Raw genomic sequence first — 24,160 nt, forward strand, 5'->3', positions numbered from 1 at the left:
CGGCCATTTCCTCAAGCAGGCTGGCTTGTCCCTCGGTGCGTTGGATAGATCCAGATTGCCTTGGGCGATTCCTCCTGCCGACGAGTTCGGCGCTTCACGGATAATTGGACGCCAGCGGCGATGCGCTCGTACGAGCGCTTGCGTGAAGCATTCATCGCTTCGGCGGCAAGCTGACCAAGTACCGTTCAATCAAGCCAAAACGGCCGTGGTCGAAAGCGATGCTTTGGTGAAGACCAACATGCCTGGAACGATCTGTTGCTCGCCCTGGCCGACCCATGCGACCTGCGCTCCGACCCAACCCGCGGTTGGCTGCGGATTTCTTTCGGGCGATACGATCCGATCGCCCACGGCCACGCGTATTGCCCGTGGACGAGGAAGCGCCGCTGTCGGCTCAGGCTGAACTGCCGCCATTCGTGTCAGAACGTTGCCCATTCGTCGCTTCCCGCCCTGGCCGCAGCCATTTGCGTCTGCGCCGGCTCGGGACGACGCTTAGGCTGCTTCGGCGCAACGCGCGTCCTGGCGGGCGCAGGCGCGGGCTCCGTCTGCGCCCTTGCGTCGACCTGGAAGATCGACACCGCGGCCCGCAGGCTTTCCGCCTGATCCGCCATCGACTGCGCCGCAGCCGTGGCCTGCTCGACCAGCGCCGCGTTCTGCTGGGTGACCTCATCCATCTGCGCCACGGCCACGTTGACCTGCTCGATCCCCGTGCTTTGCTCCGCAGACGCCGACGCGATCTCACCCATGATGTCGCTGACCCGCTGCACCGAACGGACGATCTCGTCCATGGTCGCCCCAGCGCCGGCAACCAGTTGCGAGCCAGCAGTCACATGCGCCTCCGACGTCTCGATCAGCTCCTTGATTTCCTTGGCTGCCACCGCGCTGCGCTGCGCCAGGGTCCGCACCTCACCGGCGACGACGGCAAAGCCGCGCCCCTGCTCCCCTGCGCGCGCCGCTTCCACTGCCGCGTTGAGCGCCAGAATATTTGTCTGGAACGCGATGCCCTCGATCACGGTGATGATCTCGGAAACCTTGCGAGAACTCGACGTGATGTCCTCCATGGTGCCCACTACCTGACGGACCACGTCACCGCCAGACGAAGCGGTCTGCGACGCCGTGACCGCGAGAGTGCTGCCTTGCCGGGCGTTGTCGGTATTGTGCTTCACCGTCGACGTCAGCTCCTCCATGCTGGCCGCCGTCTCTTCGAGCGATGCCGCCTGTTCTTCGGTGCGCTGGGAGAGATCGACATTGCCCTGGGCGACCTCGTTGGCGGCAACCGAGATGGATTCGGCCGAGGTCTTGATGCCCTGAACGATAGACGTGAGCCTGACGCGCATCGATTCCAGTGACGCCATGAGGCTGGTCGAATCGCTAGGCTTCACGTGCAGATCCACCATCAGGTTGCCATTAGCGATCTCCGCCGCCACTGACTGCGCGAGGCCCGGTTCACCGCCAAGCTGGCGCAGGATGCTGCGCGTAATGAGGATCGCGGTCGCGGCTGCCAGAAGTAGCGAGACGACGACGATGGCGGCGATTAGTGCGCGAACGCTCGAGTACGTGCTCGCGGCTTCCCGTTGCGCCTGGTCGTTAAGCTGGTCTTCGAAATCAGCCAGCTCGATCGCACGGGCCAGCCAGATCCGCTGCGGCGGTCGAGCATTCTGCATCAGCTCCCGGGTAGCGCCAGCCATATCATTCGAAAGACCCAGTTGGACGGCCTTGCGCAGTGGCGGCAGCGCCGCCGCCTCGTCCTGCTTGAGCTCAGCGAGGAGCGTCTTCTCCCGCTCCGTGGTGCCTGGCTCGTCCGCAAACATCTGCGACAGCTTCTGGTACGCATCGGCATAGATTTGATCCTGTTTGCCGATACGCTCGGCCTCCTTCGCCATGTCCTGCGCGTCGGTAAGCAACGCCAGGTTCCGCATGGCGATCGCTCGATCCTGTATCGAGGAGCGTAGCTGATTAGCCAGCTTCGTCTCCGTATTGTTCACTCGAGCGATATCGTCCAGCGTCCCATTCAACTGCGACAAGCCATAAAAGCCGATCGCCGCGACTGCCAGCAACAGTGCGGTCAACAATCCGAACCCGGTCATTAAGCGGGCGGATACTGTCATGTTTTTCATTGCGGCTCCCGATCCGTATCAGAACATTACATCGTGTTTACGGCCACTCTACAAATGACTGAAGGGACGGGAAGACCCTGTGATTGCCTCCTCGCTGAGTTTCAGCGCGACGACTGCCTGATTTCCGAGGATCGCTTCAATCTTGGAGAACGGCCGCAGCAGGCAAACATCCAACGCACCTATCTGCCCCCGATTAGCGAGTTCTGTAGCCTCGTTACGCTTGATCAGGAATCGCTGATCGTCCAACCTCTCCAACTTGGCGTCTCTTGCTCATCGTCTTCCTCAATGCCGGCCGCCAGCGTTTTTCATGGTCCTCAGACGCGCGGGTAGACCAATTATGTCCGCTCGGCGCGAGTGAAACCACAACATATTGAGTCGAGGCAGCTGATGTAGGACAAGATCTTGTTGTTCCCGCCTGGCCGGTTGACCGACTGCTCGGCACCGCGTGCGCCGGGGGAGCCGCGATCGACTGGGTGGCCCCACTGAACCCGAACTACCAGCGCCAAGTCTCGCCCGAGACCTCTGCCACGGCTTCGCTCGTCGAGACGCACTTGTGCTGCTCGGCGGCCAGTTCAATCGCCACCATTTCGTCGTCCACCTCACGGTCGAACGCCTCGTCGGACTCGTAGTGGATCTGCAGCGTGACGCGACCGTCCCGAATTACGAACGCGGATACCGCGACAGCACCTCGCGCTCGATGCGATCCAGCACGCGCACCCGCCCTCGGCCGCCTGCTGCTTTCGGCTTGATGCGCAGGGTGATGTGGACTGGCACCATCTGCGGTTCGCGCGCGGTGGATGTGTGGCTCTCGTCCGCGCTCGAGCAGACCGCAGCCTCAGTCTGCATGCCGGCCCCATCGAGCGCAGAGTTGAACATTGCGTCGACGGTCCGATACTGCCGTGCGGTGTCGGCTTTGGTGTATTGGGTGGTGGTCGCGAGGCTGGCATGCCCCAGGATCGTCTGCATGTCGCGGATGTCCGCGCCGGCGTCGAGCCCGTGATTCGCGAACGTGTGACGCAGCCAGTGTGTGCTCGCGCGCGCGAGGTCGGCGGCCGCGCCGGGATACGCGCGCAAGCTGCTCTGCCGCTCGCGTGAAGATCCGTTTGAACAGCCGGCCGATGACGTCGGGATGGAGCGCCGCGCCGGTGACCAGGTGAGCGACGAGCAGCGTGCCCGCCGGTGCACTCTCCAGCGTGCTCGGCACCGGGCGAGCGCGCAGCTGCTCCACGAGGCGCGCGGGCATCGGTACGCTGCGCAGGCGCCGCCCCTTCCCGTCGCCGCGCAGCATGTACGCGTCATCGAGCACCTTTCGTGAGAGATCGCCAACTGTGGCGGCGGCGATTTCAGCGCGGCGCAGTCCGGTCGCATAGGCCAACAGCAACAGCTGCATGTCGCGGTGTGCGCCGGCGGCGTCGCTGGCCGCTGCCTGACCGATAACAGGATCGGCCTGCAGAACCGACTGCAGGACGAATTGCCACTGCGCTTCAGCGTGCGCCCCGCCGTGTCGATCGGCACCGGAGCACCAGCCGCGAGGCCATCGAACGAGTTGACGCGCAGATATTGCTGGCGAACCAGCCACGCGCCCATGCTCATCAGGATTTGGTGCGCGGTTTCGCGGCTGCGGGCCGAGAGCGGCCCCACGAACGGCAGCCAGTCGGGATCGAAGCGCTCGACCTTGCCGAGCCCGATCCAGCGCTCGGCCGGCTGCGGATCGCGAAGGAACTCCTCGAGGTATTCGGCCGCGTCGAGTGTGTTCGACGACGACAGCGGCTTGTGCTTCAGGCCTGCCGAGCCGTCAAGCGCTCCCGGCACGCGCAGGGCCTCCATCGGCACGACGTCGGCGCCGGCGCGCGCCAGTGGCTGCAGCGCGGCATGGCCGGCGGGTACTCGGCGACGTGGCGTGACAGCAGGCGTGGATAGGCTCCCGAGCGAGCCGACGTGCGTATCGATGAAGGCGGCGATGCGCTGCGCGCCGGTCGCGCCGAGCCGAGGTCCGGCCGTATACCAACGCTGTCGGCGACGGCGTATCAGCACGAGAAGAGCCGCAAAGGTGACAATGCCGACGGCGGCCAGCCGCGTGGCCACGGCCGGCTCGAGCCACCCATCGAGCGTGTGGTCGGGACGCAGTGCCTCAACGAGGGTGGCTTCCATGCGTGCGAGCGCGGCATCCTCGCGTGCCCGCAGGCGCCGATTGCGCGCGACCCGGCGATCGATCGCTGGTGTCGTGGCGGCCGGCGGATACGCTTCGACATCGCGAGCGATCAGCTCCTGCTCGTTGTACACGTCATCGGGATCGACGGCCTCGCGGAACGCCTCGAGGGTTGGAGGCACTGCCGCGTTTGAGGCTTCGTCCGAGTAAGCGCCAGCTGGAAGGCTACCGGGTTTCAAACGCAACAGGTGGACCGCATCGATATCGCGCGCGCGGCGCGCCGCGATCATCAGGGTGTCGCGCAGGGTGGTGAGCGTGCGGCGCGTGACGCGCACGTCGGTGCCGATGACGCCGTAGGTGGCGTGCAGCACGGGCTCGTCGAGCCCTTCCAGATAGGCGCGATAGAGTGCGAAATGACCGGTGGTCAGCCGCAGCAGCGCCGGAGATGACGGATTGCGCATCTCAGCTGCCAGCCGAGGTGAGCAGCACGTCGGACTCCAAAACCACGCTCGGGCATTCGCGCCGAAACCGCGCCTTCAGGTCGAGAATCAGTTCGACGCGACCGCGCGCGCGCACGTACTCGTCGCGACGCCGGTCGAGCTCACGCTGCAAGCGTTGGCAGCAGTCGGTGGATAGAGCCGATGCCGGCACCTCGATCGCGGAGCGGATCTGGATCGCCAGGTCGCAAGCACTGAATCCGTAGAGAATCGCGCGCTGGCTGTCTAGGCGATGCGCATCGACGGTATCCAGCCATTCGTCCTCGATGCCTGCACGGATCCATGCGTCGCTCGCGGCGAGCGCCAGCGGCAGCTCCTGGCAGTCCGAGTGAAGCCGAATCGGCACCTCCGTCCAGTCCTCGACCATTGCCATGTCGATTTTCAACGGAGTCCACTCCGGCAACGCTTCCGGAGCATCGCCTTCCTGCTCCGCGTACCAATTCATGATCCGTGCTTCGCAACCATCGACATAGCCGGCCGCCTGTTTCGCGAAGGCCTCGAGCATCAGCGCGACTTTCAGCTGCGCCGGCGCACGCTGCTCCGCGAGCTTCGCCCGCTCGTCGCGACGCGCGGTGTAGTCGCCCCATAACTTGAAGGCGCCGTTCACGAGCGCGCTGATCACCGCGCTCGAGCCACCGACTACCCACCAATTCACGCTCTGCGCGACCTGCACATCAGGCATGGGCCACCTTCCTGGGCGTGGCGCGACCAGGCACTGACAACCGCACGTTGGAGCACGCTTCGAAGTCGGCGGCCACTGCGGCCGCCTGCTCGAACGAGCCGATCGAAGCGATGCCGGCGGTGAGCACCACGGCGCTCGCACGCGTGCCGCACGGAAAGCGTACAACCTGGTAGGTGGAGCGCCCATCGCGCTCGAGGAAACGCTCAATAACGAAGCGGTCGTCGCCGATTTGGGCGTACCAGTTGGCGTCACTGTTCGCGTCCGCGACCCAGGTCACGCCCGCGTGCTCGCGCAGCAGGAACCGCTCGCCCTGGATCCACGAGAGGGCCGCCTCGAGCGTCGGCATGCCGGCATGGCTCACCAGCAGGCGCGGCGTGGCGAGTCGCTCGAGGCTCACGGTGTAGGTCATCGTGCCGTCGGCGGGATCGCGCACTTCCTCGATCGTGGCGTCGCCAGTCGGCCAATCAGGCGGCGACAGCCAGGCCCGCGCGCCGGCGGCGTCACGCTCCACGCGCCAGCGCTGCGCGCGGAGCCGCGCCTCGAGCGGGTGGAAATCAGCTACGGGTGATATGCGCACGTCGTTCATGAGTCGGATCCATTCAGTTAGCGGTGCCGGGTCACGGCGCGCGTGGCGCCCACACCGGTGCCGCCAAGATGGGGGCTGCGCAGGCCGTGGCGACGACCGCGCAGCGCGCGCCGAGCTCGCCGACGGAGTCGCAACGGCCGTGATCGCCGCCGCGCACCCGCGCCGTGGCGCCGCTATGCCACGTCAGCGCGAGCCCACCCTTGAGCGCGTCGCGGCTGGGTGGCCGGCGTGGTGTTCGATACGGAAAGCGTCGCGAACCACACGTCGTGCCGCATCGATGGCTCGAGGCCCGGTTCCGCGCCGAACGGGTCGATCGGCCGCCCTGCCCCGCCGGGCGGGGCTTCGGAGGAAGTGTCGCCGAAAATCCCAAATCTGAAAAGGAAAAGTTGCACATCTGATAATGATAGTTAGCAGTCCGACAATTAAAATTTCACAACTATAAAAACCTGTTTATCACGCAGTACTTCACGCAATTCGATTGAAGATTTTTTTAACCACATATGACTCCACTGAGCAAGGCAGGCGACTGCCGCTCCGCCAGCACAATGGTGCGCTGGCGCCATCAACGGAGTCTGATGGTGTTTCCGATCTCTCCCCTCGAATACCTCACCGCCTTCGCTATCGCGTTCGCTGCAGGCGCGTTACTGACGATCTGTGCAGGCATTGCCAAAGCGCGAATGAGGGCCGCTGCCCATGCATGACCCTCGTCTATTCGAACCGTTTGACGATGAGGAGGAGCCGCCTTTACCCCAAAGCAAACCTGCGACATCTGAGTTCTCGCACTCAAGCGCTCGATTCACGGGTACAGCACATTCGTGTCCGCATTGCCAATCTGATCGAACTGAGCCGCGTCACTTTGCGCGTCGGATTGGTGGCGTCATCGGCACAGCAGCCGGCATAGCCAGCGCGCTCTCTGTATTGCTGTCAGGTGCCGAAGCTGGCGCAGTCGTCGGCCTGATGGGCGGCCCTGTCGGCTCGGCGTGCGGGGCTGTGGCCGGAGCGGTCCTCGCCGGACTTGTTGCCGGTGCTGCCGGATGTGCAACGGGCGCAGCTTGCGGCCAGGCCATCGACCAAGCAGTTCTCGACAATTGGCGCTGTCTCAGCTGCGGGCGAACCTTCAGCGTCTAGCCGGTCTCCCCTTTCATTTTCTCTACGACTTAGCCCGGCCTCGTGCCGGGCTCTATGCACTCGTCTTTTCGAAGGAGTTTCCATGCATCTCGTCCAGTCGATGGCCTATGTAGGCCAAGAGCCGTGGCACGGCCTCGGTAACAAGCTCTTCCCGAAGCAACCGCTCGAAGTCTGGGCCAAGGCAGCCGGTATGGATTGGCGCATCGAAGAGTCCGAGGTTCGCTACGTCGCTACCGGCAACAGCAATCTCGGCTCGATCCATGCGTTTCCGGAGCAGAAGGTGCTCTACCGCTCCGACACGCAAGCCGCCCTCTCGGTAGTCAGCGCGCGATATCAGGTTGTCCAGCCGTCCGAGATCCTGGAGTTCTATCGTGATCTTACGGAGGTCAGCGGATTCGAGCTGGAAACGGCTGGCGTCCTCAAGGAGGGCCGCAAGCTCTGGGCACTTGCGCGCACCGGACAAAGCTCAATTCTCAAGGGCAATGACCAGATCAACGGCTATCTACTGCTAGCCACCGCGTGCGATGGTACGTTGGCGACCACCGCACAGTTCACCTCGGTCCGAGTCGTCTGTAACAACACGCTGCAAATCGCCCTCGGTCATGACGGCGTCGGGGCGGTCAAGGTGTCGCATCGAACCCAATTCGATGCCCAAGCGGTCAAGCGTCAGCTCGGCATCGCCGTGTCGTCATGGGACGCCTTCATGGCACGCACCAAAGCCCTCGCCGACCGAAAGGTCAATGCAACGACTGCGGAGACCTATCTGCGACGTGTGCTCACCTATCCCACGACCAACGTGGTGGATCGCGACGCACTTGCCGTGAACGAACGGGCGATCAAGGCCGTCGCTCAGCTGTATACCGGCCGCGGCAAGGGCTCCGATCTCGCATCGGCATCCAACACCGCCTGGGGTTTGGTCAATGCGGTAACGGAGTATGTCGATCATCACCGGCGCGCACGCAGCAATGACCATCGTCGCGACGCGGCTTGGTTCGGCGCCGGTTCGCTGCTGAAACAGCGCGCGTGGGACGAAGCCCTGAAGCTTGTCGTGTAAATGCTCCCGTATCCCCTCACCGTTGGCCCGGCCAGGTTCGCCTGCCGGGCCTTTCTGTTTTTGGAGACTTCATGAGTGCGACGCCATCCAATCATGGCCGATCGCGGCGCGGTGCACTGCGCCTGGTCAAGACTGACAATCTGTCTCGCGAGGAATGGCTCGAAGTCCGATGCACCGGGATCGGCGGATCGGACGCAGCGGCAGCCGTTGGCCTCAATCCCTACATGAGCCCCCTCGAACTGTGGCTCGACAAAACCGGACGGGCAGACGGCCTGCCCCGGCCCGACCCTGCCGACACGACCGCACCGACGTATTGGGGTCAGCTTCTTGAGCCGATCGTCGCCGCTGTCTATACGCAGCAGACCGGCAACAAGGTTCGCAAGGTCAACGCAGTGCTCAGGCACTCCACGATCCCCTGGATGCTCGCCAACATTGACCGCGAGGTCGTGGGCGCACCCGATGTGCAGATTCTGGAGTGCAAGACCGCGGGCGAATTCGGCGCCCGCCTCTGGCGCGACGGCGTCCCGGAGTACGTGCAGGTCCAAGTTCAGCACCAGCTCGCTGTAACCGGCAAGGCGGCCGCCCATGTTGCAGTGCTGTTGTGTGGCCAAGCCCTTGAAGTCCATCGCATCGAACGCGACGACACACTGATCGCCCGGTTGATCGAACTCGAAGCGCGGTTCTGGAGGTTCGTGGAATCCGACACGCCACCACCTGCGGACGGATCGGAGTCGGCCGATCGCGCGCTCCGCCATCTGTACCCGGGCAATGGCGAAGCGATCGACTTCAGCGGTGATCGCGGTCTGTCGTCGGTGTTTGCCGATCTGGTGGCAGTGCGCGCTGACATTGAAACGCGGCAGCAGCTCGAAGCGCAGCTCAAGCAAACCCTTCAGCAAGCCATGGGCGATGCCACGCGTGCGGTGTTCGAGACCGGCTCGGTGTCCTTCAAGCGTAGCCGGGATTCTTCGTCGATCGACCTCGATAGGCTTCTCACCGATCACCCATCTCTGCGCGAGCAGTACGCCATCTCGAAGCCCGGCTCCCGGCGCTTTCTCGTCTCACCTTGAGGATCACCATGACCAATCTCGAATGCCTGGACGACATCATGACCTTCTCGCGCTACGGCGCACTTGCGCAGGCCTTCGTCATGGATGCCCTCAGCAAGCACGCGCTACGTGTCGCATCCCTTCCGCTCGACACGCTCAAGGAAAAGATCGGCGCACATCCGCTGATCAATGCCGAATCCTGGCAAGGCGTGGCGCGAGAGATCCACGAGAAGCTCGAAGCGCATTTTTCGCAATAGTGCCGGCCGGCCCCTTTGCTTCCCTCCTTCCGACTATAGGCTAATCATGATCAAAGGTCTGGCGGTGACCCCGCCTGTCATTGGACGTATCTCCATCGGACGCATCGTTGAAAAGAACGGTAAGCGCCTGCCCGAGAAGGACGACCAGTTCACCCTCACGACGCAAATCCAGCAGCGTGGCGAGTGGATGCTGCATCCGCTCAACGAAAGCTTGCGCAAAGCAACACAAGGCAAGCTCCGCGCCATACCGGTTCGGATGCTGTTCAACGATCCGGACTTGAACCTGCGCGCCGACTATTCGTTGTTCGATCGCGATACCGGCCGACCGGTGTGCGTCGGCAACGGCGAGACGTGTCGGCGTGCAACAGATGCAGGGATTGAATCCTTGCCCTGCCCGTCACCGGATGGTTGCATTTTTGGGCGCCAGGCGGGATGCAAACCCTACGCTCGATTGAACGTGCTCATCGGCGACGACGACGAAATAGGCTCGTTCATCCTGCGCACCACGTCGTACAACAGCATTCGGACGCTGGCGGCACGTTTGCACTACTTCCGCGCTGTCTCCGGTGACCTGTTGGCCTGCCTGCCACTGGAACTGAAGCTGCGCGGCAAGTCGACCACGCAAAGCTACCGGTCCGCGATCTACTACGTCGACCTCGGAATTCGACCAGGGAGCACGTTGGAAGGTGCACTCGTACAGGCGAGAGAAGTCGATACACGGCGGCGCGCCGCCGGGTTCGACCAAGCGGCGCTCGATGCGGCGGCGAGACTCGGGTTCGCCAATGGTGCGTTCGAAGACAGCCCGGACGAACGCGCCGCCGTCGCGGAAGAGTTTTTCCCCGGCAACTCGGCTGGCGTAGAGATCGAAGGGCGCACGCCGGACGAGACGCCCAGTACATTGCGCGGCAAGCTTGAGCGCAAAGCGGCGTTGTTGACCGGGAAAGCCGCATGAACGTTCAGCGCTGGTCGCTCAGGCTGGCGATCCTGGCCACGTCCACTGCGCTCAGCCTGTCGATTTTGGCCGGCTGGCAGCGAGGCGGAACAGTGCCCGAGCGGCTCGTCTGGGTGGCGATCGGCCTGGTGCTCGTCATCAGCGCGCACCTGCTGCCGGCGTTGATCCAAAACGCTTCGATCTCGACACGTTTGATGGGCGGGTTGCTATGGGCGGCGTGTTTGGCGGCAGCGTGTTATGGGCACGCGGAGTTCTTCGTCTTCGCCCAGATACACGCCGGCGAGCAACGCGTGTCGTTGGTACCCGTAGCCCCCGTCGCGGCTAGTACACGCAGCCTCACGGTGGTCATGCAGGAGCGCGCCGCCGTGACCGCTCAGCTTGCTTCGGTAGACGCGCGTTACTGCGCCGGTAACTGCGCCATCCAGGCCGGTCGTCACGCGACGCTTACGGCCAAGATCGCTGCCCTGGATGCCGAAGCAGACGACATCCATCGGCGGCAGGTCGTGACTGATCAGGCAGTCGCGCACCACGACGCACTACTGGTCGATCCAGTCACGTCGCGACTCTCAGCGCTACTCGGCACGACCAATGCTCGCGTGGATCTACTGACGAGCCTTGCGTTCGCTGCTGTGCTCGAAGGCGTGGCCTGCGTGTTGTGGACTGTTGCACTACGACCGTCCGCACCGGCCACTCCAACTGGCAAGCCGGAAACTGAGGATTCAGTCGTCGTGGCGACCATTGCGACTCCGGCTGACGTCTCCAGCGATGCGGAGGCGCATGCGGGCAAGACCGTTAGTAGCAACATTTTGCCTCCCGATCCCGTGCAGCCCGATGCACCGAATCCTCCGATACCGCCTGTTGATCCCCTCAGCGTCACCGTGGATCAGCTACGCCGAGATGTGGCGGCTGGCCTGCTGCGCCCCACCGTAGCCGACATCCGTATCCATCTCGCCTGTTCGCAGGCTCGCGCTCTGGCCTTGCGCCGGGAACTCTCAAAACACGACTCGACGGCATAGAAGCCGGGCCTCGCGCCCGGCTTTTTCTTGCTCGTCTCCTCTATTCATTGCCATGACCTATGGACTCAACCGACCTCGTCAAAAGCATCAGCATCGCCAACCTCGCCAATCAACGCGTCGCCGTCGTCGAGCGCGTGCGCGCCGCCCTCGACCTGCTGGACGAAGCCCAGGAGCTTGCCAAATCGGCGAACCTTGGATTTCCGCGGCTCGTCCTTGATGAAAGCTACGGCTGCCGCGGGCGCCCCACCATCACCGGGGAATACGCAAAGCGTCACGAGGCGGAAGCGGCCGTGGTACGCATCATCGACATTCGTGGCTGGGATTATCTGCTGAAGGAATCGGGGCTCCGAACGTTCATGGACGCCCAGGCCCGCGATCAATGGAGTCGACAGATTGCTGAAGGCGAAGTGCCCGAACTGACGGCAGCCAATATCGAAGCCACCTTCACGCAGCTCTATGGCGCGCGAGGTGACATGTTCGAGCGCGGGGTGCTCCAGTGCTTCCGACGACTATCTTGGGACTACAAGACCAACCAGCCCTTCAAGTTCGGCAAACGCATCGTCGTGAAGTATCTACTGCTGCAAGGCAGCATCAATCACCGCGTGACCGACGAACTGGACGACCTGATCCGTGTGTTCAGCGTGCTGGATACCAAACCCGAACCGGATCACCGGCACGGCGCCTATCCGCTCATCTCTGACGCGCAGCGAGCTCGACAGGTGGAAACTGAGAACGACTACTTCCACCTACGCTGGTTCAAGAACGGGAACGGGCATCTGACCTTCAAGCGCCCTGACCTCGTCAACAAGATGAACCAGATACTTGCGAAGCATCATCCGAACGCCCTCGCCTCAGCAGCACGGTAGCACCGAGCCTCGCCCTATCCCGCTCCTTTACCTATCAATGCAACCGGCTTCCGGGTAGCCGGAGGACCGTGTTCGCCTATCACCTGGAGTACTTCGTGAATCAACTATTAGCGAAGCCATCCGGCCCACGCTTCAAGCTCGGCCGGATCTTTGCCACACCTGCAGCGCTGCACGCGTGCGAAAACTCGAACGTAGCGATATTTGACTTACTGCTGCGCCACTTGCGAGGCGATTGGGGCGATCTGCCCGAGTCGGACCGCCAACAAAATGAGCGCTCCCTTGAGGTAGGGCTGTCGCTCCTATCCAGCTACAAGCTTCCGGATGGGCAAGTCGTCTGGGTCATCACTGAATGGGATCGCTCGATCACGACGTTACTGCTGCCAAGCGACTATTAGTGTACTTGTCCACCAGTGACTTCCTCGCGCCGCTAGGCAAATTGGGCGATGTACTCAAGGACAGACTGCTGCTGTCCAGCAGTCAAGCCGTGAAATTTAACGAGTAACTCGGCCTCGATGTCGTTAGCGGCATAGAAAAACGCTGCTGGCACCCGAAGCACACCTGCTAAGCGCTCAACCAATTCCATGTCAGGCACACGCTTGCCTAGCTCGTAACGATTCATTCGTGTGCTTGCAGACATTGGATCCAACCCGGCCTCGATTCCGAGCCTCTCCTGGGAAATTCCCACGCGCTGGCGAGCTTCTTTCAGCCGTCTGGCAAGTACTGACATTTTTACCTTCAAGCCATAGAAAGTAAAAATCGTCCTAGTTTCGTTCACGCTCAATACTACCGATTTGGTAGTATTGAGCGTCGTCGTTGATCGACGAGACAAATGCAGCACACGTCGCGTCACGCAACGACGATTTACCCCGACCGGCGCTTTCGACGACCGTTCGAATCGCCTGCGGGAGAACCCGCCGATCGATCAATCGAGCTTCTAAATTCCGGTAATTTATACCGAAAATAACGGTGACAAAAATGGCCTTTAGTACATATCCGGGGTATGCCAGGCATATCATTGGCGTAGCAGTTACAGCCGTCTTGGCAGCATGCGGCGGTGGTGGTGACTCCGCCCCTTCTTCGCCAGCTACCGGCTCCAGCGGTACGCCCAACAATCAACAAGCTGCCACGATTACGGGCAAGGCGGTCGACGGCTACTTAGTCGGCGCCGTGGCTTGCCTAGACCTGAATAACAACGGCGTCTGCGACTCGGGCGAGCCCAGCGCGACTACCGACGCGACCGGGCAGTTCTCGATTCCCTACAGCGGCGACCCGACAGGTAAAGCGCTACTGGTGCAAGTCACTACGGCAACGAAAGATCTCTCGCGTCCGACTGGCTTCCAGTTCCCGGCTTCGTTCACACTGAGCCAGGTCGTGCAATCGGCCGGCGCTCAGGTCGTGAGCCCACTGACTACGCTGGTCGCGACTCAAATGCAGACCGGGCTGAGTCGCGCTCAGGCCGTAGCCGTCGTGCAAGGTTTGATCGGCAGTCAGATCGACCCGAACGCCGACTACGTCGCGAATCACGACGCTACGACCCTCGCACTCGCCCAACAAATCGTTGATAAGGTCGGTAGCTTTTCCACAAACGGCACAATCGACGGCACGACGCAGCGTAACGTCCTGAATGCCATCGTGGCCAAAGGCAGCGTGACGTCAGTCACGTCGCAAGACGTGGCTGCGCAAGCCGGCAAGCCGGTTTATCAGATTGCGGATGCCTCGCAGATCTTGGCCCAGCCGACCTATAGCTTTGTCGACTACTTGATCTCGTTCTTCGGCGGCTTCAATCAAACACCCGGCTCAACGAACCAAGCATTGGTTCGCGATGTCCGACAGATCGTTAATGGCGCGCTGCAAACACAAGAACAAGAGAACCTGCCGGTCGGCGGTTCGGTTTGGTCGAATGTTGCATTGGGTGCATACAACGGTGGGAAATATGACGGTCTCAGCGGTGAATACGTTCTGAAAGCCGACGGCACATGGTCGAATTTTGTGACGGAAACGCAGCGACTTGCAGCGCTCCCGCTCTCCCTTACTGGCACCACGCTGTCTGGAACCGATCCGATTTCCAGTATTGCGTTCAGCTACACCCTACGTTCCGTTGATCTGTCGGGCCAACCGCTATCTGTCGCTGCACCAGCCGTACGTGGATTCTACGATTTCGCACACGCTAGTCAGTTGACCAGTGCGACATTTCCGACCGGCACGACAGGTTATCTCGGCATTCAAAGCTCCGCGGCCGATCGTATCGTTTTGCCGATTTCGGTTCCCATGTGCGATAACGCGTCGATTCAGAACGGCTTGGTTTGCAACAGCACGCCGGCCTATTCGGACGGCAACGCAATTGTCATGACGTCAGGATCGGCCAATACGACGTATACGTCTGTTCAGCAAGCAATCGGCATTAATCTGCAAGGACAGAATATCGGCGTCGACACGCTCAAGCTCGCCGCCGATCACACGGCGGTCGTCAACAACGTTACCGCAACGTGGTCGGCATACGCGGCGAATGCCAATGTTCTGATTATCGATATCGCGTCGAGCGATGGCACGGGATTGGCTGCAACCAGTGGACGCCTGAGTCCACTCGTGCTCGGTGCGAAATTGGTCATCGCACTTCGTCAAGGTCATCTCCAAATCGGCTGGCTGTATCCAACGACTTACGCGGATAAATCAATCCAGTTCGTTAACAACCTGCCGAGCACGCTGACGAGTGCTCTGAATTCGGTTATCGCTACGTTGCCGTAATACACAGAAACCTGTTTAGTCGCCGCAGGATGATGTAATTCGCATCTTCGCATGAACACTCCGGCCGAATCCGTTTGGTCGGAGTTTCTAAGAGTTCCGCGACAAACATCACCTCACAACACGACTCAATCATGACTCGTCTTCGCACCTACGTCATCGCCTCAGTGATATTCGTCGTCGTAGCCATTTCAACTCCGTCAGCATTCGCAGTTTCCACTTGCGACACCATGCCAAACAAAGCGCAAAGCAAAAATTGCTGGATGGAAATGATCGGCAATGCGACTGAGATTGCCGACGACTACAACGCCGCTACGTTGGCATCGCGCAATGTGCCTGACAAGGTTAAGCAAGAAGTCCACACGGAATTTCTCTCAATCGAAGGAAACATTCACCTGCAATGCAAAAACACTGACTACACGTGCACCATTTCGATCTACGAACACTTCTATGGCTTCGCCTATCACGAGACTACCAAGTATGGCGTGCCGGATAAACGACTCAACTGACACATCTGACTAAATCAAAAGGAAACACAAAATGCGAAAGATCATTTTTACACTCGTGCTTGCCACCGCAGCGGCACACGCCAACGCATTCTTCGATGCTTGTTCGATGAAGCGCTCGCAGGCAGAAGCCACCCAATTCTACCAATATAGCGTCAGCGGCGGCATGCTTCGTATGAGAGAGAACTTCAAGCGCATTGGCAACTCGGATCGCGTATCGAACAGCGAGAAGCAAAGCTTGCAAGATAATCAGGCAAAGTGGGAGAAGGCAGTCAAAAGCAAGTGCGACGATGACGCCTGCTACTATCAAGCGATCGGCACACGCAACGATGAGATTGAGAAATTCATGAGGGATCGCAATCTCCAGCCGATGTAATCGACCTCGTCAAAAGATAGAGGGGAACAGGCCACTGGCCGTTCCCCTCTTATTTTTTTGTATCCTCATTCTCGATTAGCCTACATAGGTTCGATCGAATTACAGATATCGATTTCTCCGCAATCCCTTTAGCAACCCCGACTCCCTCGAACCAGCCACGAGACGATGCTGAACGTCTCGCACCTCTACGAATTCGCTGGCTCCTACGACCTCCAGACGACGTACGCACCGCGCTCAACCACCGTGTGGCCCGGCGCGTACGCTTGCTACCAAATGCCTGTTTACAAAGGCAGTCTAGAATTTCGGATATCCATTCTCAACGCTCGGCTCGCTGGTTTGCCGCCCCTTGGCCCGCGCGCATCGAGCGTGGGCGTCCGCCTGCCGGCCGCTTTCGACGGATAGGACCACTACAGCCAAACAGACGGCATTTCGGATACGGGACGACCTGAACAAGCTGATTCGTTTTACAGAAATAGCTCATCGCCTTGCGCAGCTTCTCGCGCTTCTGCGTATCCGAGTGGTCAACCTGGCCGAGCGCCCAATCGCCGCCATAAGCTGACCTCTTCCGATTGCAGTTCTCGAAGTAGCCTCGACCATTGGTAATGACGTCTCGCCAGTAGCACCCAATTTGATCTGCGATGTACTCATGCTTCTCAACCTCCGAACCATTGAAGAAAAGCATGACATGCAGGTGATACCCAGCCTCCCGCCCATACTCGATACACCACGCATATCCAACCAGATGCTCGAAGAGCGATGGCTTGCCCTTCCTATTGGCAAAGAAATGTTCCCTATCCTTCTGCACTTCCTCGAGCGCAATACGCCCTTCTACCGCTTTCGGCATAGAGATATCACCGTTATCAAAGTATCGACTCAGATCGCGTTCGTTACGGACCTGGGCGTCAGCAAACGCCCTTTCTACGTCCTCTCTGGTAAAGCGAGCCTTGTGATAATTGAAATCGAGCCGAACCACCATTAAACGAGAATATCTTTCAAATAGCGCTTGCTCCACACGTTCAAGTCGATGGAGATTCTTCTTTGATTTACCATCCCAGTCAGACATCTTCTTTTTGAGATTCACGTCAATTGCCCGTCGTCGCATCCTAGCGACGAACTGATTGAAATACAAAGACGTTAATCCATCAACGTCTGCCTTATCAAGAAATCTCGCATGCTTGAAGATAGGATCATGACGATACTCCTCAAAGAAGAAGGCAAGCAGTGGCGAGAAGGTGTACTCGCTCGAATAGATCAAGCTATAGCTATGCAGCAGCCCAACGTGACTCCCCAGAGAGGAAACAACACGACCCTCAACACCATCCCTCCTCACATACAAGGCATGGAACCATTTCTCACCATAGATCACCTCCTCCATAAATTTAACCAAGCCGATAATTCCATCCATGAACTGCGGCATGATATAGCTGACTCCATCAACACCTTTCAGTACCGGCCAGACACCTACTGAATTCATCCAAGCACCCTATTCAAGCGCTGTCATCTCGATGACAGCGCATCATCGAGATGAAGCCATTATTCTTTAACATTAGGATAGGATAGTTAATCGATGCAACCTCGTCGATACTGCAAGCCCATAGATACGACAAGCTCATCAGAGATACCCTCCTTCTATACTACGAGCTCATCGAAACACTATCTCACTAATAACCAGAACTTCGAGAGAGGCCAAACACGAATCAAACGCGACAATTCCCGATCCAAATCCCCAATGGATCACAAGCAGATTCATATTTGGAAAATATCCTTAGTTATTCCGATAAATTCATTAACGCACAAGCGTCCCAGGGCACGTCTGATGCCCCAGGACGTATGGATCATCAATACGACGGCAAGCTCGGCACAACGAGCTCAACCCAAGAGTCGTTAGCAAACCTCACCACTTGCGTTCGACCTTCCGCACACAAAACCGCTAACGCCCGGTCGAAGCGGCCCGAGGTGAGTCCCAAGTTGATAGCATCGTGTCGCATCTTGGGACGAGGATATTGTCGAATACCCAGCGAGCAGTAGTATTGAACAAGCGCATCGTAAAGCTTACCGGCATCCAGCTCGCTCTGAGTGTGCTTGGGGGGCTCGTTAAATGCTCGAGCGAACGATTCGATATACCAATTCCCCAGCTGCTCGGCTCGCATGAGCGTATCAAGTGAAATTTCACCGTCGACGCCATATTCAAAGATATGAAATACACCAGCCAGTCGGAGCACACGCTCGGCGTGTCGAGCAACGTATTCCGACACCGGAAACCACGGCGATCCTGGAACACATTGATCTTTCGCGTTATCCATAATCTCGGCGAATATGGGTTTCGCTTCGTCACTCAGTCCGATCGCTCGCCGCGCCAGATGGTTTCCTTTGACGTTCTCAACAAGCGCATCAAGGAGAACGCAGACACGCTGCCCATATGCTTCTGCGACATCATCCGACAGACAAACGTGCTGCGACGAATTGATTGAGCGATGCTCTTTCAGGAGCGCGACAAAAAATCGGTTGATCAAACCCACTCCGCCTTTGCGCCCCCCCAAAAGCCGTTTTGTCTCCTCGAATACCTCGGGCTGCTCCAACAGGAGCATAGAAACGCGCTGCCCGACCAAGGCAAGCCGTCCAGTGGAAACACGTGCGCCACGGAAAGGGGCGCCGTCCAGCAACTTCACCAACGTCGCCGAGTCTTTCAGCAGCCGTTTGAGCATCCCTGCTTCATCCGTGAAGAGCCCAGCAACAGGCCAATCACGGAGACTCTGTAGAATTGCCTCGCGCGTCACGTCCTCGAGAAAGAGGTCGCAATGCTTCCCTACGCTCTCTACAGGAAACACTGCAAGGTACCGCTCGATCGCATGCGAAAGAATTTTGTAAACAAGTGATTTGCCGCTTCCTGACGGGGCTGCCACAAGCGCATTGGCTCCCACTGCCAACGGCAACCCGTTTGGCCAAACCAAGTCCGCTACCCCCTGAGTGAGGAGCGACGAAAATCCGATTAGTTCGGTCCCGATGATCTCAGTGGCAATGCTCCCGCCTGCGCTAAGATCGCGCGCCATCTTGCCCAGAAGACCTGAAAAGGCTCCGATTGGGTACGATGAGTGTCCCGCCAACGATCGGCGGCACATCGACCTATATTGAACTGGCTGATTCATCTTCCCCCTCCAATGATCAGACTTGAATAGTGCATGATTTTTCCTTATTCACAATTGGCTCGCTCGCGCATTCGCAGAGCAATCCATTTATCTATTTCCGCTTCGCTCCAGCCCACTGCTCCTGCACTGAGACGAATCGGCTTAGGAAATTCCTCATCGTAATATTTACTTCGATGATTGATTTTGTTGTAAATACTGCTACCGGAAATTCCAGTCTTTTCTTTCACTCGCTTGAGGCGCAATATTCTTTGCAATGGCACTGAATTTTCGTTCATCGAATATCTCCTTGGATTGGGTTGAGTTCGATGAATGAAGGTTAGATACCCAGTGGCGTACCGGCTAGACCTTTAACCAGCAAACAGGGGATGTTTGCCAGCTAAAGGGGTATGTTTGCTGGCAAAATGGAGGGCAAATTTTCCAAGCGCTATCAAAATTCGCCACCAGGCAGGTATCTAAGGATGTGCGGCGTAAGGGTCGGCGGTGTCTAGTGTGCTCTATGGGCAGTCCACCGCTCTTGGCCGGAAGCAGCCCGATGCGACAGGCTGTAACCGACCCGGAGCGGTCCTTCGGTTCAAGGAGGGGCGAGCGACCGATTTGCGAAACCAAACGGCCGCCCGCATTGCTGCTCCTGGTGAATCGAGTTTAGAGCGTGGCATCCGCGTACGGCTGCAGGCTACCCCATGGTTCAATTTTCAGAACTTAACGCCTTCAGCAACGATCGTCCCCTGTCAGTCAGCTGCGGGTTGCGATGGCCTTCTGCAGAATGCTCAAGCATGACGAGCTGTCGTTCGAGCAATGCATCAAGCTCTGCACGGTTCATGTCGATTTGGTCCGGTGCATGCCGAACCAGCATCAAGGCCGCAAATTCGTGTGGACTTAGCATCGTCTTATCCCAGTAACAAAATAAACCGTAACCAGGGGCTCGGTGCAAAAACAGCGTGTGGCTCGAGGCCACGTGTCTAGGCGAATAATGACCTGAAGCGAGTCAGGCGGCGAGGCGCGATCCGCAAGTCGCCGCCCAGCCCCATCAACACCTATATCACTCAGCTTGCGGTAATCTCGATCCGCCGGGGCTTTGCTTCGTCGCGACGCGGAATCGTCAACTTCAGTACGCCGTCACGCAGTTGAGCATCGATATGCGACACATCGAAGTCCGGGCTCAACGTGAAGGAGCGCGCGAATTGCGGGTTGCGGATTTCCCCATGGTGGAGTCGCAGACTCGATGGCGCCGGCACGACCGCCTCCGCCTCGATACTTAGATTTCCATCCTGCACCCGCACGTCCAGCTTCTCGCGCGGCACGCCCGGCAGGTCCGCATACAGCGTGATGCCGCGGCTGTCCTCGAAGATGTCGACCGCGGGCGCGAGACGGGTGCGCGATTCACTCGCCTGTCCGTTGTCTCGGTTGGTGGTGGCTTTACCGGCTTCCTTCGTCGGTACGCTCAGCTCAGTGTTGTTGCTCATGATGTCCTCCATTATTCATTGGGCGGGCGTCATGCCCGTTATGCTGGCGACTTGCGCCCCGCTCACTGCACGGCAATCGCACGCGGCTTCGACGCCTCCGAACGCCCGATGCTGATCGTTAGGCATCCGTTGACATAGCGGGCCTTCACGTTGTCGGGATCCGCATGCGCCGGCAGTTCGATCGCCCGACGGAACGCCCCCGTGAAGCGCTCCTGCGCATAAACCTTCCGGTCGTCGGACGCCTCGCGCTCCGGCGCCTTGCGTTCACCGCTGATCGTGAGCAGCCCCTTGTCGATCGACACGTCGATCTGCGCAGGATCGAGGCCCGGCGCAAACGCGACGATCTCGATCGAGTCGTCGGTGCTGCCAATGTTGACAGGCGGAAACTGGCTGGTGCGCGTGGCTCGCAGGCTGGCCGGAAAGCCCGTGAAAAGGCTGGCCATCTGCCGTTGCAGGCGGTCGAATTCGCCCTGCGGATCGGTACTGAAGATGAAATCACTCATGGCTGGCTCCTGGAAGGGGGCCTGCACGGAGGTCGAACTGGACTACGCGTTCCCGTTCACCCGTCCGCGACAGACCCACAGACTGACAAATCGAAACACGCAGCGCGCTGGCGAGATAACTCGCGCGACTGCTTGAGCGGAATCTAAAATAGTGCAGCGTCTGCAAATTTCAAGAGGTCGAGACACACACTGTTGAAAGAAGGCTTCATGGATCTTTTCGATACCCTGCGCGAGCAGATGGATGCAGTGAACCTGCCGCTCTATGCAGTCACCGTCACCGCCGTGGCGCGGGTCAATACGCCGCTCGTCGCCATCCTGCACTGGCACGGCTTCCGGAGAGCCACCCCGCTCGTGCTGCCCGGCGTCGCCATCCAGCCCCGATCCGTGCCGGGCTCCGCGGTCCAGCTCGGCAAGCCGTGGCACTGCTTCGAGACAGTCGAGGCCGCCCTGCTCGATGCAGCTTGGCAGCTCGGTGCGTGGGACGTCGAGCGTATCGAGCGACGCGCCTGCAAGGTGATCGGCGCATCCGACGCCGAAGCGCTCGCCTGCCGCCAGGCGTTCGGCAGCTATGACGACGGCGAACCCATGGACCGACATCTTCTCGACGGCGCACCAGACCGGGAAGCACTCATGCAGCTCGCGGCGCACAGGGGCTATCTGCGCTGGCTGTTCCGCCCGGTCAAGGGCGGACTCTGGCAGGCACTCGACGAACCCGACGACACGCTCGATGCCGACGGCGGCCGTCCGTTACCGTGCCCGGTGCCGCCCCGTCCGCGGCGGCCCGGCATATCGAGCCGCACTGTCTATCGGCTGGGCTCCGTCCGGCGCATCCTGCCCCTATGAAATATTTTGTTACATATTTGTCGTTTCGAGTGGTCTTGAAGCACGCATAAAGCACCGCTATTTCGCTTTCCGCCAGACATTGGCACGGCCCGCGCGCCACGGCAACGCCCTGTTGCCGCTCCGGCGCGAGACCGGGTTCCCTTTTGGTGATCTATCGTTTAGGAGATGGAAATGCAGATTCGTCCCCTCTATGACCGGGTTATCGTCAAGCGAATCGAACAGCAGCGCACGACGGCATCCGGTATCGTTATCCCCGACTCTGCCGCGGAAAAGCCCGAACAGGGCGAAGTCATCGCGGTCAGCAACGGCCGGTTGCTGCAGGACGGCACGCAGCGCGCGCTCCAGCTGAAAGTCGGTGACCAGGTGATCTTCGGCAAATACTCCGGCCAGACCGTTAAGGTCGACGGCGAGGAACTGCTCGTCATGCGTGAGGAAGACGTGATGGGCGTGCTCGAAGCCGGTCAGGCCACCGCCCGCAAGGCCGCCTGATACCCGAACCGGTCGCGGACATCCGTTCTCTCCCATTTCGACTGGCTGTTCGCGACGCGTTGAGTCAACGACTTTTCCCGGAGCTAGAACATGAGTGCAAAAGACGTCAAATTCCATGACAGCGCCCGCGCCCGCATCGTTAAGGGCGTCAATGTGCTGGCCGATGCCGTCAAGGTGACGCTCGGCCCGAAGGGCCGCAACGTGCTGATCGAGCGCAGCTTCGGCGCGCCGACCATCACGAAGGACGGCGTGTCCGTCGCGAAGGAAATCGAACTGAAGGACCGTTTCGAGAATATGGGGGCGCAGGTGGTCAAGCAGGTCGCGTCGAAAACCGCCGACGTGGCGGGCGACGGCACCACCACTGCCACCGTGCTCGCCCAGGCGATCGTGCAGGAAGGCATGAAGTACGTCGCAGCCGGCATGAACCCGATGGACCTGAAGCGCGGCATCGACAAGGCCGTGACCGCCGTGCTCGACGAGCTGCGCAAGCTGTCGAAGCCGATCTCGACCAACAGGGAGATCGCTCAGGTCGGTTCGATCTCGGCGAATTCGGACGAGTTCATCGGCAAGATCATTGCCGATGCGATGGAAAAGGTCGGCAAGGAAGGCGTGATCACTGTCGAGGACGGCAAGTCGCTCGACAACGAACTCGACGTCGTCGAAGGCATGCAATTCGATCGCGGCTATCTGAGCCCCTACTTCGTCAACGACCCGGAAAAGCAGGCCGCTTACCTCGACGATGCGCTGATCCTGCTGCACGACAAGAAGATCTCGGCGATCCGCGATCTGCTGCCGATCCTCGAAGCGGCCGCGAAGGCGGGCAAGCCGCTACTGATCGTTGCCGAGGACATCGAGGGCGAAGCGCTCGCCACGCTCGTGGTCAACGCGATGCGCGGCATCCTGAAGGTCGTCGCGGTCAAGGCACCGGGCTTCGGCGATCGCCGCAAGGCGATGCTGGAAGATATCGCGATCCTCACCGGTGCGACCGTGATCTCGGAGGAAACCGGCAAGCAGCTCGACAAGGCGACACTTGACGACCTCGGCAGCGCAAAGCGCGTCGAAGTGCGCAAGGAAGACACCATCATCATCGACGGGGCGGGCGACGCGAATCGCATCGAGGCGCGCGTCAAACAGATCCGCGTTCAGATCGACGAGGCGACGTCCGACTACGACCGCGAGAAGCTGCAGGAGCGTGTCGCCAAACTCGCGGGCGGCGTTGCGGTCATAAAGGTCGGCGCGGCCACCGAAGTCGAAATGAAGGAGAAGAAGGACCGCGTCGACGATGCGTTGCACGCGACGCGCGCGGCCGTCGAGGAAGGGATCGTGCCGGGCGGCGGCGTCGCACTGCTGCGTGCCCGCGCCGGCGTGACGAACCTGAAAGGCCTCAACGCCGACCAGGACGCAGGCATCCAGATCGTGCTGCGCGCACTGGAAGCACCGCTGCGCGTGATCGCGTCGAATGCTGGCGACGAGCCATCGGTCGTGATCGCGAAGGTGCGCGACGGCAAGGGCAACTTCGGCTACAACGCGGCCACCGGCGAATACGGCGATTTGGTCGAAACCGGCGTCGTCGATCCGACCAAGGTCACGCGCACGGCACTGCAGAACGCCGCGTCCATCGCCGGGCTGATCCTCACGACGGACGCGACCGTTGCTGAAGCACCGAAGGACGACAAGCCCGCACCGACCCCCGCACCGGAACTCGATTATTGAGCAGTAGCTGGGCTGTCATCCTCAGGCGGACC

The 24,160-nt window shown here is 60.1% G+C and carries 24 protein-coding genes; 13 read left to right on the forward strand and 11 right to left on the reverse strand.

Going from position 1 to position 24,160, the window contains the following annotated elements:
- Positions 1-416 precede the first annotated feature (416 nt).
- The 4 genes from AB4850_RS26420 to AB4850_RS26435 all read right to left on the reverse strand — a co-directional run bounded on the left by AB4850_RS26420 (position 417) and on the right by AB4850_RS26435 (position 6,028).
- Positions 417-2,114, reverse strand: coding sequence for a methyl-accepting chemotaxis protein (locus tag AB4850_RS26420; protein WP_414442404.1), 1,698 nt, complete (start codon positions 2,112-2,114; stop codon positions 417-419).
- A 660-nt stretch (positions 2,115-2,774) separates the two neighbouring features.
- Positions 2,775-4,724, reverse strand: a complete 1,950-nt coding sequence (locus AB4850_RS26425) for a phage integrase family protein (RefSeq protein WP_414442405.1) — start codon at positions 4,722-4,724, stop codon at positions 2,775-2,777.
- A 1-nt stretch (position 4,725) separates the two neighbouring features.
- Positions 4,726-5,442 (reverse strand): hypothetical protein, encoded by a 717-nt coding sequence (locus tag AB4850_RS26430; protein ID WP_414442406.1) that lies wholly within the window; start codon positions 5,440-5,442, stop codon positions 4,726-4,728.
- Positions 5,435-6,028, reverse strand: coding sequence for a hypothetical protein (locus tag AB4850_RS26435; RefSeq protein ID WP_414442407.1), 594 nt, complete (start codon positions 6,026-6,028; stop codon positions 5,435-5,437). Before AB4850_RS26435 ends, AB4850_RS26430 begins: the two co-directional genes overlap by 8 nt.
- A 1,210-nt stretch (positions 6,029-7,238) precedes the next feature.
- Here AB4850_RS26435 and AB4850_RS26440 point away from each other — a divergent pair.
- The 7 genes from AB4850_RS26440 to AB4850_RS26470 all read left to right on the forward strand — a co-directional run bounded on the left by AB4850_RS26440 (position 7,239) and on the right by AB4850_RS26470 (position 12,742).
- Positions 7,239-8,210 (forward strand): DUF932 domain-containing protein, encoded by a 972-nt coding sequence (locus tag AB4850_RS26440; RefSeq protein WP_414442408.1) that lies wholly within the window; start codon positions 7,239-7,241, stop codon positions 8,208-8,210.
- A 71-nt stretch (positions 8,211-8,281) separates the two neighbouring features.
- Positions 8,282-9,277 (forward strand): YqaJ viral recombinase family protein, encoded by a 996-nt coding sequence (locus AB4850_RS26445; RefSeq protein ID WP_414442409.1) that lies wholly within the window; start codon positions 8,282-8,284, stop codon positions 9,275-9,277.
- Positions 9,278-9,285: 8 nt separating this feature from the next.
- Positions 9,286-9,513: a hypothetical protein gene (locus AB4850_RS26450; protein ID WP_414442410.1), complete on the forward strand. Its 228-nt coding sequence runs from the start codon at positions 9,286-9,288 to the stop codon at positions 9,511-9,513.
- A 46-nt stretch (positions 9,514-9,559) separates the two neighbouring features.
- Complete coding sequence (locus AB4850_RS26455; protein ID WP_414442411.1) at positions 9,560-10,465, forward strand: phage capsid protein; 906 nt, start codon at positions 9,560-9,562, stop codon at positions 10,463-10,465.
- Entirely contained in the window at positions 10,462-11,481 is a 1,020-nt protein-coding gene (locus AB4850_RS26460; protein ID WP_414442412.1) for a hypothetical protein, read from the forward strand. Before AB4850_RS26455 ends, AB4850_RS26460 begins: the two co-directional genes overlap by 4 nt.
- A 59-nt stretch (positions 11,482-11,540) precedes the next feature.
- Positions 11,541-12,347: a DUF4942 domain-containing protein gene (locus tag AB4850_RS26465; protein ID WP_414442413.1), complete on the forward strand. Its 807-nt coding sequence runs from the start codon at positions 11,541-11,543 to the stop codon at positions 12,345-12,347.
- A 68-nt stretch (positions 12,348-12,415) separates the two neighbouring features.
- Complete coding sequence (locus AB4850_RS26470) at positions 12,416-12,742, forward strand: hypothetical protein (protein ID WP_414442414.1); 327 nt, start codon at positions 12,416-12,418, stop codon at positions 12,740-12,742.
- A gap of 32 nt (positions 12,743-12,774) precedes the next feature.
- Here AB4850_RS26470 and AB4850_RS26475 read toward each other — a convergent pair whose 3' ends face one another.
- Entirely contained in the window at positions 12,775-13,122 is a 348-nt protein-coding gene (locus tag AB4850_RS26475; protein WP_414445618.1) for a helix-turn-helix domain-containing protein, read from the reverse strand.
- A 200-nt stretch (positions 13,123-13,322) separates the two neighbouring features.
- Between AB4850_RS26475 and AB4850_RS26480 the strand changes: the two genes are divergently transcribed.
- The 3 genes from AB4850_RS26480 to AB4850_RS26490 all read left to right on the forward strand — a co-directional run bounded on the left by AB4850_RS26480 (position 13,323) and on the right by AB4850_RS26490 (position 15,971).
- Complete coding sequence (locus AB4850_RS26480) at positions 13,323-15,092, forward strand: hypothetical protein (RefSeq protein ID WP_414442415.1); 1,770 nt, start codon at positions 13,323-13,325, stop codon at positions 15,090-15,092.
- 131 nt (positions 15,093-15,223) lie between these two features.
- A complete protein-coding gene (locus AB4850_RS26485; protein ID WP_414442416.1) occupies positions 15,224-15,598 on the forward strand; it encodes a hypothetical protein in 375 nt (124 codons plus the stop codon).
- A 31-nt stretch (positions 15,599-15,629) separates the two neighbouring features.
- Positions 15,630-15,971, forward strand: a complete 342-nt coding sequence (locus AB4850_RS26490) for a hypothetical protein (RefSeq protein WP_414442417.1) — start codon at positions 15,630-15,632, stop codon at positions 15,969-15,971.
- Positions 15,972-16,287: 316 nt separating this feature from the next.
- Here the strand turns inward: AB4850_RS26490 and AB4850_RS26495 are convergent, their stop codons facing one another.
- From AB4850_RS26495 to AB4850_RS26520, 6 genes are all read right to left on the reverse strand, one after another.
- Positions 16,288-17,445 carry an inovirus-type Gp2 protein gene (locus AB4850_RS26495; protein WP_414442418.1) on the reverse strand — a complete coding sequence of 386 codons (1,158 nt, stop codon included), beginning with the start codon at positions 17,443-17,445 and terminating at the stop codon, positions 16,288-16,290.
- Between the two features lie 364 nt (positions 17,446-17,809).
- Positions 17,810-19,117: a DUF3987 domain-containing protein gene (locus tag AB4850_RS26500; RefSeq protein ID WP_414442419.1), complete on the reverse strand. Its 1,308-nt coding sequence runs from the start codon at positions 19,115-19,117 to the stop codon at positions 17,810-17,812.
- Positions 19,118-19,161: 44 nt separating this feature from the next.
- Positions 19,162-19,392 (reverse strand): helix-turn-helix transcriptional regulator, encoded by a 231-nt coding sequence (locus AB4850_RS26505; protein ID WP_414442420.1) that lies wholly within the window; start codon positions 19,390-19,392, stop codon positions 19,162-19,164.
- A 410-nt stretch (positions 19,393-19,802) separates the two neighbouring features.
- Positions 19,803-20,000, reverse strand: coding sequence for a hypothetical protein (locus tag AB4850_RS26510; protein WP_414442421.1), 198 nt, complete (start codon positions 19,998-20,000; stop codon positions 19,803-19,805).
- A 160-nt stretch (positions 20,001-20,160) separates the two neighbouring features.
- Positions 20,161-20,580, reverse strand: coding sequence for an Hsp20/alpha crystallin family protein (locus AB4850_RS26515; RefSeq protein ID WP_414442422.1), 420 nt, complete (start codon positions 20,578-20,580; stop codon positions 20,161-20,163).
- Between the two features lie 62 nt (positions 20,581-20,642).
- Positions 20,643-21,083: an Hsp20/alpha crystallin family protein gene (locus AB4850_RS26520; RefSeq protein WP_414445619.1), complete on the reverse strand. Its 441-nt coding sequence runs from the start codon at positions 21,081-21,083 to the stop codon at positions 20,643-20,645.
- 207 nt (positions 21,084-21,290) lie between these two features.
- Between AB4850_RS26520 and AB4850_RS26525 the strand changes: the two genes are divergently transcribed.
- The 3 genes from AB4850_RS26525 (at position 21,291) to groL (ending at position 24,128) form a co-directional block, all read left to right on the forward strand.
- Positions 21,291-21,926, forward strand: a complete 636-nt coding sequence (locus AB4850_RS26525) for a diguanylate cyclase (RefSeq protein ID WP_414442423.1) — start codon at positions 21,291-21,293, stop codon at positions 21,924-21,926.
- Positions 21,927-22,097: 171 nt separating this feature from the next.
- Complete coding sequence (gene groES, locus AB4850_RS26530) at positions 22,098-22,415, forward strand: co-chaperone GroES (RefSeq protein WP_414442424.1); 318 nt, start codon at positions 22,098-22,100, stop codon at positions 22,413-22,415.
- 90 nt (positions 22,416-22,505) lie between these two features.
- A complete protein-coding gene (gene groL / locus AB4850_RS26535) occupies positions 22,506-24,128 on the forward strand; it encodes a chaperonin GroEL (RefSeq protein WP_414442425.1) in 1,623 nt (540 codons plus the stop codon).
- Positions 24,129-24,160: the final 32 nt, after the last annotated feature.

Source organism: Burkholderia sp. 22PA0106 (assembly GCF_047497155.1).
GTDB lineage: Bacteria > Pseudomonadota > Gammaproteobacteria > Burkholderiales > Burkholderiaceae > Burkholderia.